Below are 11939 nucleotides of genomic sequence, written 5' to 3'. Positions count from 1 at the left end.
GCAGAGAGGTCACACCCGTTCCCATACCGAACACGGAAGTTAAGCTCTCTAGCGCCGATGGTAGTTGGGACCTTGTCCCTGTGAGAGTAGGACGTTGCCAGGCTTATATTATTCCGCAGTAGCTCAGCGGTAGAGCTATCGGCTGTTAACCGATCGGTCGTAGGTTCGATTCCTACCTGCGGAGCCATTATGCTTCCATAGCTCAGCTGGTAGAGTACTTCCATGGTAAGGAAGAGGTCACCGGTTCAAGCCCGGTTGGAAGCTTGGGAAAAGTTTTTGTTTTTTTTTTGGCCCGTTGGTCAAGTGGTTAAGACACCGCCCTTTCACGGCGGTAACACGGGTTCGAATCCCGTACGGGTCACCACTTTTGGAGGATTAGCTCAGCTGGGAGAGCACCTGCCTTACAAGCAGGGGGTCGGCGGTTCGATCCCGTCATCCTCCACCATATATTTTTAAATGTCGGAGGGGTAGCGAAGTGGCTAAACGCGGCGGACTGTAAATCCGCTCCTTTGGGTTCGGCAGTTCGAATCTGCCCCCCTCCACCATTTTCTTTAAAATAACCTGAGAGGGTTTATTTTTTTGAAAAGATAACCATACTAGTAAATATTAATGGGCTATAGCCAAGCGGTAAGGCAACGGACTTTGACTCCGTCATGCGCTGGTTCGAATCCAGCTAGCCCAGCCATTTACGAGCCATTAGCTCAGTTGGTAGAGCATCTGACTTTTAATCAGAGGGTCGAAGGTTCGAATCCTTCATGGCTCACCATTTTCGCGGAAGTAGTTCAGTGGTAGAATACAACCTTGCCAAGGTTGGGGTCGCGGGTTCGAATCCCGTCTTCCGCTTAATTACTAAGGGGCCTTAGCTCAGCTGGGAGAGCGCCTGCCTTGCACGCAGGAGGTCAGCGGTTCGATCCCGCTAGGCTCCATATAAATAGGGAAAGCTTACATCAAATGATGTAAGCTTTTTTTGTGTTTAAATTTCACTCAAAAAGGAAACTTTTCCGTATATCGTTTAAAATGAAAAAAAGGGATTGAATAAGGGGGGGATAATTATGAAAGTTGTCATTGCATCGGATTCATATAAAGAAAGCCTGAAAGCTATAGAGGTATGTGAAGCTATTGAAAGGGGCTTTGCAGCAGTTTTTCCTAAAGCAGAGTACGTTAAAGTACCAATTGGAGATGGAGGTGAAGGAACGGTCGAATCTCTTGTTGGTGCTACAATGGGGGAAATTATATCACTTAATGTGACAGGGCCGCTTGGAGAGAGCGTGCAAGCCTATTATGGTATGTCTAAGGATAGGGAGACAGCATTTATTGAAATGGCGGCAGCATCAGGATTACAACACGTTTCAATTGAAAAGAGAAACCCACTTATTACAACGACAAAAGGGACAGGCGAACTGATATTACATGCATTAGATCAAGGAGCTAAACACATTATTTTAGGGCTTGGAGGAAGTGCTACAAATGATGGTGGGGCAGGTATGTTGTCTGCTTTAGGCGTAGAGTTTATTAATAGGAAAGGTGAAGTAATTGAGCCCTCTGGAGGAACATTACATTTGATTACTGCTCTTAACCTTTCTCGTATGGATACACGTTTGAAGGATATAAAGCTAGAAGCAGCATGTGATGTCGACAATCCATTAGTTGGACCAAAGGGAGCGTCTTTTGTATTTGGGAGACAAAAGGGTGCGAATGTAGAGATGATGAAAGAGCTAGACGGGAATTTAAAACATTATGCTAATATACTTAAACAGTACGTATCTTTTGATGTGTCCCTAATACCTGGTACAGGGGCAGCTGGAGGAATGGGAGCTGCTATTGTTGCAGTGCTAAAGGGACAGTTAAGAAAAGGGATTGAAATTGTATTAGATTATACAAATTTTGATAAGTGTATAGAGGGTGCCGATCTTATTGTAACTGGTGAGGGAAGAATAGATGAACAAACAGCTTATGGAAAAGCTCCTGTTGGTGTCGCGAAGCGGGCGAAATGTCGTCATATTCCTGTAATTGCTATTGGTGGATCTGTATCCTCGAATTATACGACTGTTTACGAAAAGGGAATTGATGCAGTGTTTAGTATTACGGCTAGCCCAATGACATTAGAAGAAGCATATAAAGCGGCAGAAGAGAATATCGAAATGACAGCAAAAAATATTGCAGCAGTGTGGAAACTAGCATCAAAAAAACGCTTCTAAATGTAGAAGTGTTTTTTTATCCAGTTATTTGAGGGTATCTTGTGTAATCCTAGGTGGTGATGGAGAAAAGCACTGATAAAAATATTAGCTGATAGAAAAGTTAGTTGGTTCATTAAGTTAACTTTATACATAGAATGGTTTAAAAATTGGGATTTTAACGTAAATATAAGTGAATAAAATGTATATCCATGCAGAAAAATGTCGAGTTGAGTCAGACTATATAAAAGATTTAAAATATTTAGTGAAGGCATAAAAGGGGGATACTATCTATGAAAAAAGAAATCTCAGTTATTGGAGTTCCAATGGATTTAGGACAGATGCGTCGTGGGGTTGATATGGGACCAAGCGCGATCCGTTATGCAGGGGTAGTTGAAAGAATTGAACAAATTGGATATGACGTAAAAGATATGGGAGATATATGTATAGAGAGAGAAAAAGAAGTAGATGAAAATACAAAATTACGAAACCTTACTCAAGTTGCAACTGTATGTAACGAACTAGCGACTAAGGTTGATCATATTATAGAAGAAGGTCGTTTTCCACTTGTATTGGGCGGCGATCATAGTATTGCTATCGGTACGTTAGCTGGTGTGGCGAAACATTATAAAAATTTAGGTGTTATTTGGTATGATGCACACGGTGATTTAAATACAGAAGAGACTTCACCATCTGGAAATATTCACGGTATGTCACTTGCTGCAAGTTTAGGATATGGACATTCTTCACTTGTAGACTTATACGGGTCATATCCAAAGGTGAAGAAAGAGAACGTTGTAATTATCGGTGCACGTGCATTAGATGAAGGAGAAAAGGACTTTATTCGTGAAGAAGGCATTAAAGTATTCTCAATGCATGAAATTGATCGTATGGGTATGACGGCTGTTATGGAAGAAACAATTGCGTATTTATCTCATACTGACGGTGTTCATTTATCATTAGATTTAGATGGGCTTGATCCTCATGACGCACCAGGAGTTGGAACACCTGTAATTGGTGGTCTATCGTATCGTGAAAGCCACCTAGCGATGGAAATGTTAGCAGAAGCTGATATTGTTACATCTGCTGAATTTGTTGAAGTAAATACGATTTTAGATGAGAGAAATAGAACAGCAACAACAGCGGTTGCTTTAATGGGTTCTTTATTCGGTGAAAAACTAAAATAAATGTAAGAAAAGCAACTGAGAAGTTGCTTTTTTTATTTGAAAATAGGCGTATAATAATGACTTATATTATACTGTAGGATAAGAAAGTTTGACATCTTACCAATTTAAGCTAAAGGGGGGCGTTTGTAATTGTCGTTTGGTTCATGTATGGTATAATTAACTAGTTGTTGGAAATACATACAGATAGAGCATAAAATAATATTTCAATATATGGATAGAATTGCTCGTAAGTAGGAGGAAGGGTTAGCATGCCTTTTGAAGATACGACCATTTTGAAATATCTTAGTACGGCATTAGATATTGCTGTTGTATGGTTTATTATATATAAGCTAATTCTTATAATTCGGGGCACGAAGGCTGTGCAACTTTTAAAAGGTATTACAGTTATTATTGTCGTCCGGATGATTAGTATTTTACTTGAATTGCATACGCTATATTGGCTAACGGAACAAGTATTAACGTGGGGATTTTTAGCCGTTATTATTATCTTCCAGCCAGAATTGAGAAGAGCACTTGAGCAGCTAGGACGGGGTAGCTTATTTTCGCGTGTGGGAAATCAGGGGGAAGATGAACCTGAAATTGTTGCAACAGCGATAGCTAAAGCAACGGAATATATGGGAAAACGTAGAATTGGTGCACTAATTACTTTGTCAAAAGAGACTGGGATGGATGATTATGTAGAAACGGGTATTCCGCTAAATGCAAATGTATCATCGGAATTACTCATTAATATTTTTATCCCTAATACCCCTCTTCATGATGGAGCAGTAATTATGCAGGGAAGTACAATTAAAGCAGCAGCATGTTACCTTCCTTTATCAGAAAGCCCATTTATTTCTAAGGAGTTAGGAACTAGGCATCGCGCTGCAATGGGAGTTAGTGAAGTCACCGATAGTATTACAGTAGTTGTGTCGGAAGAAACAGGCCAAATTTCTTTAACGAAAAACGGTGAGTTACATCGTGATTTGAAGACAGAACAGCTAAAGGATATGTTGTTAGCTGAATTTAGTGGGAACGAAAAAACGACTTCTTCGTCTTTATGGAATTGGAGGAGAAAGCGTCATGGATAAGTTAATGGAGAATCATTGGTTTTTAAAAGGAATCTCATTACTATTGGCGTGTATGCTTTTTATGTCAGCAACTTTAACTGAAAAAAATACGACATCGAGTATATTACCTTTCGTAAATGAAACGAAAGAAACATTAACTGATTATCCTATTACCCTTAAGTATGATGAAGAGAAATATATTGTAAGTGGTATTCCAGCAGGTGGAGTCAAGGTGAAGTTGGAAGGCCCAAAATCAGCAGTTGCTACAGCAAAAGCAAAAAAACAATTTGATATATCAGTTGATTTGCGAGATAGTCAAAAAGGAACTTATGAAGTTTCTTTAAAAGCGAACGGGCTTCCAGATGATGTGAAGGGGACAGTTCAGCCAGCAACAATTAAAGTCACTCTTCATGAAAAAGCGAAAAAGTATGTTCATGTAGATTTAAAATTATCAAATGAAGACCAGATGCCAGCAGGTGCTACCATTGAGAAATCAAGTATTAAGCCTGACACTGTTGAAGTAGTTGGAACAAAAGAAGAAATAGAAAGTATTTCATCTGCTAAGGCATATATAGATTTAAAAGGTGTTAATAAAACAGTTACAAAAACAGCAGACGTTACATTATACAATAAAGAAGGAAAACGTTTAAATGTAAAAACAAGTCCATCTAAAATAAGTGTAACGGTGAATGTAGCGACACAAGCTACAGCAAATAATGTCGAAAAAACAGTTCCTTTAACATATTCGAAAAAAGGGAATCTACCAGAAGGTTTAGCTGTTACAAATATTAGTGTTGAACCAAAAGAAGTAACGATAGCAGGTCCAAAAGACATTTTGGATAATATACAATCTATAGAGGGGGTCGAGGTAGATCTTAGTCAATTGACGGATTCTACAACATTCGATGCCTCTGTTTTATTGCCAAAAGGTGTAACAAGTGCAAAACCAAATCAAGTGAAGGTTTCCATAGGGGTACAAAAGGTAAAACAAACGAAAAGTAAAACTATTGATGGTATCCCGATTCAAAAAAGTGGAATTCCGAATGATGTTACTGCGCAGCTACTTTCGCCACAAGATGGAAAGATAAGCGTTGATATTTCAGGAGAAGCAAGTATAGTAGATAAAATAACAGTTGCTCAACTAACAGCGGCGATTAATCTGCAAAATGTATCTCCGGGGACGAAAGATGTTTCTATTCAAGTGAGTGGTCCTGGTAATATTTCGATAGAAGCAAAACAAAAAAGTGCTAAAGTCACAATTGTGAAGAAAGAAAAGCCGGATAAAGAAGTACAGGGTAATATTGAACAACCAGATTCAAAAAACAATCAAGAAAATCAAACTGAAAAACCAAAAAATCCTGAACCTAATCCAGAAAAGGATCAGGAAAAAGAAAAAGACAAAGAAAAAGAAAATGGCCAAGAAACGAGCCAAGAACCAACAGTAGATAATCAAAAAGAGCACGAAAAAGGAGCGAATAATAATGGGTAAATATTTTGGTACAGACGGAGTACGTGGGGTTGCAAATAAGGAATTAACACCTGAATTAGCTTTTAAAATAGGACGTTTTGGCGGCTATGTATTAACAAAAGATACAGATCGTCCAAAAGTAATTATTGGCCGTGATACACGTGTATCTGGACATATGCTAGAAGGAGCTTTAGTAGCAGGCCTATTATCAACTGGAGCGGAAGTAATGCGCCTTGGTGTTATTTCTACACCAGGTGTGGCTTATTTAACAAAAGCTTTAGGGGCGCAAGCAGGTGTTATGATCTCTGCATCTCATAACCCAGTACAAGATAATGGAATTAAGTTCTTCGGTTCAGATGGATTTAAATTAACAGATGAGCAAGAAGCAGAAATTGAAGCGTTATTAGACAAAGAAGTTGATGAGCTACCACGTCCAACAGGTACTAACCTTGGACAAGTGAGTGATTACTTTGAAGGTGGACAAAAATATTTACAATACATTAAACAAACTGTAGAGGAAGATTTCTCTGGTTTACATATTGTTTTAGATTGTGCACATGGTGCTACATCTTCTTTAGCTCCATATTTATTTGCAGATTTAGAAGCTGATATTTCAACAATGGGAACTTCACCGAACGGTATGAATATTAACGCCGGAGTAGGTTCTACGCATCCAGAAGTATTAGCTGAATTAGTAAAAGAAAAAGGTGCTGACATTGGTCTTGCTTTTGATGGTGACGGAGACCGTTTAATCGCAGTAGACGAAAAAGGAAACATCGTTGATGGCGATCAAATTATGTTTATTTGCGCGAAGTATATGAAAGAAACTGGTCAATTGAAACATAATACAGTTGTTTCAACAGTTATGAGTAACTTAGGTTTCTACAAAGCGCTTGAAGCAAACAATATTACAAGTGATAAAACAGCAGTTGGTGATCGCTACGTAATGGAAGAGATGAAACGTGGTGGATATAACCTGGGCGGAGAACAATCAGGTCATATTATCTTACTTGATTACATTACAACTGGTGATGGAATGTTAAGTGCACTTCAACTTGTAAATATCATGAAAATGACGAAAAAACCATTATCTGAGCTTGCAGGCGAGATGACAAAATTCCCACAATTACTAGTAAATGTTCGTGTAACAGATAAGAAACTAGCACTAGAAAATGAGAAAATTAAAGAAATTATTCGTGTTGTAGAGGAAGAAATGAACGGAGACGGTCGTATTCTTGTTCGTCCATCTGGAACAGAACCACTTATTCGTGTAATGGCAGAAGCACCGACACAAGAAATTTGTGATGGGTATGTACATCGTATTGTAGAAGTTGTGAAAGCTGAAGTTGGCGTTGAATAATTAGCCGATTTTATTTAAAAGGAGCACAAAAAGTGCTCCTTTTTCATATTTTTTATAGACAATGAAAAAAATTTCATTGACGATTTATATTGTTTGTTATACGATGGTCTTGTTCTTTTTCTCAAAGGAAATATTGTAAATTATAAAAGCGCCAGAACTACAAGTAGTGTAGTTGACGAGGTGGAGTTTATCGAGATTTCGGCGGATGACTCCCGGTTGTTCATCACAACCGCAATCTTTTACTTAAAACATTAAGGTGACTTAGTGGACAAAGGTGAAAGTGTGATGAGAGAAGAGGAACGGATGAATACTAGCTGTATAAGTATATACGGACTTTAACCCAATCGAGAGGAAGGTGAAAGCCGTTACAAGCTTACAGGGCTAGCAATATGTAATCCGTTTTTTAGTATAAATAAAAATGGTATCGGACTATGTCGTTACATGTTCGCAGAGCAGTGTAAGCATTTGTAACGGCGACTAAACATGTGTGGAATCGTAGGATTTATTGGAGAGCAAGATGCAAAGGAAATTTTATTAAAAGGTTTAGAAAAGCTAGAATATCGCGGATATGATTCAGCAGGTATTGCAGTACAAGCAGAGAACGGTGTTATTGTATACAAAGAAAAAGGCCGTATTGCAAAACTTCGCGAAGTCGTAGAAGAGAATGTAGCAGCAAGCGTGGGAATCGGTCACACACGCTGGGCTACACACGGTGTTCCAAGCAAATTAAACGCGCATCCGCATCAAAGTACATCAAAACGTTTTACACTAGTTCATAACGGTGTAATTGAAAACTATGAATTAGTGAAAAAAGAATATTTACAAGATGTAACGTTCGTAAGTGAAACAGATACAGAAATTATCGTGCAGCTTATGGAACAACAAGTAAGTACAGGACTAAGTGTAGAAGATGCGTTCCGAAAAACGTTATCTCTTTTACATGGTTCTTACGCAATCGGACTACTTGATGCTGAAAATCCAAACATGATTTATGTTGCTAAAAACAAAAGCCCGCTATTAGTAGGTGCTGGTGATAACTTTAATGTTATTGCAAGCGACGCTATGGCGATGTTACAAGTTACAGATCAATTTATCGAGTTAATGGATAAAGAAATGGTAATCGTAACAAAAGAAAGCATTACAATTAAAAACTTACAAGGTGAAACGATTGAACGTGCACCGTTTACAGCGGAATTAGACGCAAGTGATATTGAAAAAGGAACGTATCCTCATTTCATGCTAAAAGAAATCGACGAGCAACCACTTGTAATCCGTAATATTATTCAAAAGTACCAAGATGAAAATGGCGGAATTGAATTAGATCAAGATATCCGTAACGCAATTTTAGATAGCGATCGCATTTACATCATTGCATGTGGAACAAGTTATCATGCAGGTCTTGTTGGAAAGCAATTCATTGAGAAATTTGCGAAAGTACCAGTTGAAGTACATGTAGCAAGTGAATTCTCTTACAACATGCCATTATTAACAGAAAGACCATTCTTCATTTACATTTCACAAAGTGGTGAAACAGCTGATAGCCGTGCAGTACTTGTGCAAACAAATGAAATGGGTCATAAAGCATTAACAATTACAAACGTACCTGGTTCTACGCTTTCTCGTGAAGCTGATTATACACTTCCTTTATATGCAGGACCAGAAATCGCAGTTGCATCGACGAAAGCATACACAGCACAGCTTGCAGTACTTTCAATCTTAGCGGCTGACATTGCAAAAGCAAAAGGTGAGGTTCTTGATTTCGATTTAACACATGAATTAGGACTTGTAGCAAATGCAATGGTAGTACTTTGTGATCAAAAAGAAGAGATGGACGCATTAGCAAAACAATTTTTAGCAACAACGCGTAACTGCTTCTTCATCGGACGTAGCGTAGACTTCTTCGTAGGTTTAGAAGGTGCGTTAAAACTAAAAGAAATCTCTTACATCCAAGCAGAAGGATTTGCTGGAGGAGAATTAAAACACGGTACAATCGCCTTAATCGAAAACGGTACACCAGTTATCGCCCTTGCTACACAAGAGCACGTAAACCTTGGAATTCGTGGTAACGTGAAAGAAGTAGTAGCACGCGGAGCTAACCCATGTATCATTTCAATGAAAGGCTTAGAAATGGAAGGAGACAGCTTCGTATTACCAGCTGTACACGAAGCACTAGCACCGCTAGTAGCAGTTATTCCATTCCAACTTATCTCATACTACGCAGCGCTTCACCGCGAATGTGACGTTGATAAGCCACGTAACTTAGCTAAATCTGTTACTGTTGAGTAGGAGATTGGTAGAGTAACTAGATTATTGTAAATTTAAAATAAAGTCACGACATTTATAAAAAAGTTGTGAAGCTTTGCCCCTTTGGATATGATTATCTAAAGGGGCATTTTTGTGTCGAAAAAAAAGAACATCTAAAATCGATAAGTGGATTAAAGAGGGGCAAGGAACTGGCAGTGGGATTTAAAAAGTATAAAAACCGGCAGACAACATGAGGTTTTATCGAATTTGGGACGGAACTACTTTTATTTAACTGAATTTTCTGTTGTTTTTTCGGATATTCGTTGATGGAAAAAAACCACTGATTAAAGTTTCACTTTATTGAACAAATTAGATTACTAGACATTACGAGGGGGTTTATTAATGAAGGTGAAAGAAAAAACATATTTAAGTATAGAAGAGATTATTTCATTACCAACCTTATCAAGTACAAACATAAGTGACGATGGCAAAAATGTAGCATTTGTTAAGAAGACAGCTAACTGGAAAGACAATACATATAGGAATCATATATGGATATATGAAAAAGATAAGGAGCAGAGTTACCCATTAACAACTGGGGATATAGACAGTATACACCCATTATGGTCCCCAGATTCTAGGGATATCGCATACCTTAGCCCAGTTGGTGAGGGGGATAATAAGAAAAATCAAATCTTTGTTAAGTCAATAGATGGTTATAGTGAGTTACAAATTACTGATGAGGAAGAAGGGGTCAGTACATTCAAATGGGAGCCTACTGGTAAAGGTTTTTATTATGTTGCACAGTCAAAAGAATGTGAGGAAATAAAGAAACGTAAAGAGCTATATGGGGACTTCCAACATGCAGGTAAGGAACATCGGAATAATTGTTTATATTACATTGAAATAGAAAAAGTGATACAAAATGATAAAGAGGAGCGAGAGGTTAGCGGTGTTTATCAATTAACTGAGGGTAAGGATTTTTATATACATAACTTTGATATTTCAAATGATGGGAAAAAGGTTGTATTTATGGCTACGCCAAGCCTAAGCGATTATATGAATGGTGATCTATACATATTAGATATTGAAGTTGGCAAACTACAAAAAATGAATATAGATAAGTTGTTAGGAGAGAGCGTTTGCTTTTCTCCTGAGGGCAGCAAAATATGTTACTCAGCAAGCATAAGGGAGAAGGAGTACTATAAGACTCATATACAAGACAGTACATTAGAGATATATGATATGAATAATGGAGAGCTAATTCGACCTTTACTAGATTTTGATAGTACGGTTATGCCATTACAGTGGACAGCTAAAGGAATTTTAATTAGATGGCAGGATAAAACGAATTACCTCACTGGCTTGCTATCTGAGGATGGCACTGTAGAAATGTTAAGTGAAAACGTAGATGGCTTTATAATGGATGCTTCTATAACAAGGGATGGAAAACATATATCCTATAATAAAGCTATTACAAATGAAACCTTTGAAATCTATTTAGACGATAAAAAAATAACGAATGAAAATATCTTTTTCGAAGGAAAGCTTAAAAGTAATAGAGAAATAATCTCATGGAAAAGTAGTGATGGTCTTGAAATAGAGGGTGTTTTATCAACTCCAGTAGAGTTTGACGCAAATGGAAAATATCCCTTATTAGTAGTAATCCATGGTGGACCAGCTTGGGCATCCTTTCCGATATTTTCAGACTGTTTTAATGAGAAATATCCGATTGAACAGTTTGTTGAAAAAGGCTTTATCGTTTTAGAGCCAAACTATAGGGGAAGTTCTGGTTATGGTAATGAATTTTTAAAAGCAAACTATAGAAAACAGGGAATTGCTGACTATGATGATGTTATATCTGGAGTGGATAAACTAGTTGAGAAAGGGATGGTAGATAAAGATAGAGTAGGAGTTATGGGATGGAGTAACGGAGGATATATATCAGCCTTCTGTTCTACGTTTAGTAATAGATTTAAAGCTATTTCAGTTGGGGGCGGAATTACTAACTGGAGTACCCATTATGTAAATACAGATATCCCTTACTTTATTAGAATGCATTTAGGAAATACTCCATGGAATGATCCAGATATATATACAAAAACATCGCCAATGACATATATTAAATCAGCCTGTACGCCCACCTTAATCCAACATGGCGAAAAGGATGCAAGAATTCCAACTCTAAACGCATATGAGCTATATCAAGGATTAAGGGATATGGAAGTGGATGCAGAATTAATTATATTTAAAGGAATGGCATATAGTTCTGACCAGCCCGGAATGAATGTGGCTATTATGAAGCAGAATTTGATGTGGTTTTCACACTATATTCTTGGAGAAAGTATGAAAGATTTTAGGGTTTTATAATGGATATCCTCACAGGATACATAAGGATGAAACAGTCTTCATAAGGAGGGCTGTTTTCATATTTAGCTTGTGATTGTAGCTCTTGCT

7 protein-coding genes, 9 tRNA genes, 1 rRNA gene and 1 pseudogene are annotated in these 11939 nt (G+C 37.8%); all 18 read left to right on the top strand.

Features of this window, described 5'->3' with window-relative positions:
* A 5S ribosomal RNA gene (gene rrf / locus ABH957_RS26895) occupies nucleotides 1–103 on the top strand; the annotation flags it as partial.
* Nucleotides 104–112: 9 nt separating this feature from the next.
* Nucleotides 113–187 (top strand) — tRNA-Asn (locus ABH957_RS26890).
* 4 nt (nucleotides 188–191) lie between these two features.
* Nucleotides 192–264 (top strand) — tRNA-Thr (locus ABH957_RS26885).
* Nucleotides 265–289: 25 nt separating this feature from the next.
* Nucleotides 290–364: transfer RNA gene (locus tag ABH957_RS26880), tRNA-Glu, on the top strand.
* A gap of 5 nt (nucleotides 365–369) precedes the next feature.
* Nucleotides 370–445: transfer RNA gene (locus ABH957_RS26875), tRNA-Val, on the top strand.
* Nucleotides 446–461: 16 nt separating this feature from the next.
* Nucleotides 462–545 (top strand) — tRNA-Tyr (locus tag ABH957_RS26870).
* A gap of 65 nt (nucleotides 546–610) precedes the next feature.
* Nucleotides 611–685 (top strand) — tRNA-Gln (locus tag ABH957_RS26865).
* A gap of 5 nt (nucleotides 686–690) precedes the next feature.
* Nucleotides 691–766 (top strand) — tRNA-Lys (locus tag ABH957_RS26860).
* Between the two features lie 5 nt (nucleotides 767–771).
* Nucleotides 772–843, top strand: a tRNA-Gly gene (locus tag ABH957_RS26855).
* 10 nt (nucleotides 844–853) lie between these two features.
* A tRNA-Ala gene (locus tag ABH957_RS26850) sits at nucleotides 854–926 on the top strand.
* Nucleotides 927–1052: 126 nt separating this feature from the next.
* Nucleotides 1053–2198, top strand: a complete 1146-nt coding sequence (locus ABH957_RS26845; RefSeq protein ID WP_404512597.1) for a glycerate kinase — start codon at nucleotides 1053–1055, stop codon at nucleotides 2196–2198.
* Nucleotides 2199–2467: 269 nt separating this feature from the next.
* Nucleotides 2468–3361: an arginase gene (gene rocF, locus ABH957_RS26840; RefSeq protein WP_113938306.1), complete on the top strand. Its 894-nt coding sequence runs from the start codon at nucleotides 2468–2470 to the stop codon at nucleotides 3359–3361.
* A 248-nt stretch (nucleotides 3362–3609) separates the two neighbouring features.
* On the top strand, nucleotides 3610–4431 hold the full coding sequence (cdaA, locus tag ABH957_RS26835; RefSeq protein ID WP_002091475.1) for a diadenylate cyclase CdaA: 822 nt from the start codon (nucleotides 3610–3612) through the stop codon (nucleotides 4429–4431).
* The gene (locus ABH957_RS26830) at nucleotides 4424–5899 is read left to right on the top strand and encodes a CdaR family protein (protein WP_404512595.1); all 1476 of its coding nucleotides are present in this window, start codon (nucleotides 4424–4426) and stop codon (nucleotides 5897–5899) included. Before cdaA ends, ABH957_RS26830 begins: the two co-directional genes overlap by 8 nt.
* Nucleotides 5892–7238, top strand: coding sequence for a phosphoglucosamine mutase (gene glmM / locus ABH957_RS26825; RefSeq protein WP_404512593.1), 1347 nt, complete (start codon nucleotides 5892–5894; stop codon nucleotides 7236–7238). The genes ABH957_RS26830 and glmM overlap by 8 nt, the downstream gene beginning before the upstream one ends.
* 285 nt (nucleotides 7239–7523) lie before the next feature.
* Nucleotides 7524–7709 (top strand): annotated as a pseudogene (locus ABH957_RS26820) (hypothetical protein).
* Between the two features lie 12 nt (nucleotides 7710–7721).
* Nucleotides 7722–9524, top strand: coding sequence for a glutamine--fructose-6-phosphate transaminase (isomerizing) (gene glmS / locus ABH957_RS26815; RefSeq protein ID WP_113938308.1), 1803 nt, complete (start codon nucleotides 7722–7724; stop codon nucleotides 9522–9524).
* Between the two features lie 360 nt (nucleotides 9525–9884).
* On the top strand, nucleotides 9885–11852 hold the full coding sequence (locus ABH957_RS26810) for a S9 family peptidase (RefSeq protein WP_404512591.1): 1968 nt from the start codon (nucleotides 9885–9887) through the stop codon (nucleotides 11850–11852).
* Nucleotides 11853–11939 lie beyond the last annotated feature (87 nt).

It is taken from the genome of Bacillus sp. RC242 (assembly GCF_044908245.1).
In the GTDB taxonomy this organism is placed as follows: domain Bacteria; phylum Bacillota; class Bacilli; order Bacillales; family Bacillaceae_G; genus Bacillus_A; species Bacillus_A mycoides.
Note: the sequence above shows the minus strand (reverse complement) of the source record. Positions and strands in the feature narration are given on the sequence as shown.

Bases quoted from the DNA above. Each gene is read 5' to 3' on its own strand.
- cdaA (WP_002091475.1), top strand. From the start codon at position 3,610: ATGCCTTTTGAAGATACGACCATTTTGAAATATCTTAGTACGGCATTA.
- rocF (WP_113938306.1), top strand. From the start codon at position 2,468: ATGAAAAAAGAAATCTCAGTTATTGGAGTTCCAATGGATTTAGGACAG.
- glmM (WP_404512593.1), top strand. From the start codon at position 5,892: ATGGGTAAATATTTTGGTACAGACGGAGTACGTGGGGTTGCAAATAAG.
- ABH957_RS26845 (WP_404512597.1), top strand. From the start codon at position 1,053: ATGAAAGTTGTCATTGCATCGGATTCATATAAAGAAAGCCTGAAAGCT.
- glmS (WP_113938308.1), top strand. From the start codon at position 7,722: ATGTGTGGAATCGTAGGATTTATTGGAGAGCAAGATGCAAAGGAAATT.
- ABH957_RS26810 (WP_404512591.1), top strand. From the start codon at position 9,885: ATGAAGGTGAAAGAAAAAACATATTTAAGTATAGAAGAGATTATTTCA.
- ABH957_RS26830 (WP_404512595.1), top strand. From the start codon at position 4,424: ATGGATAAGTTAATGGAGAATCATTGGTTTTTAAAAGGAATCTCATTA.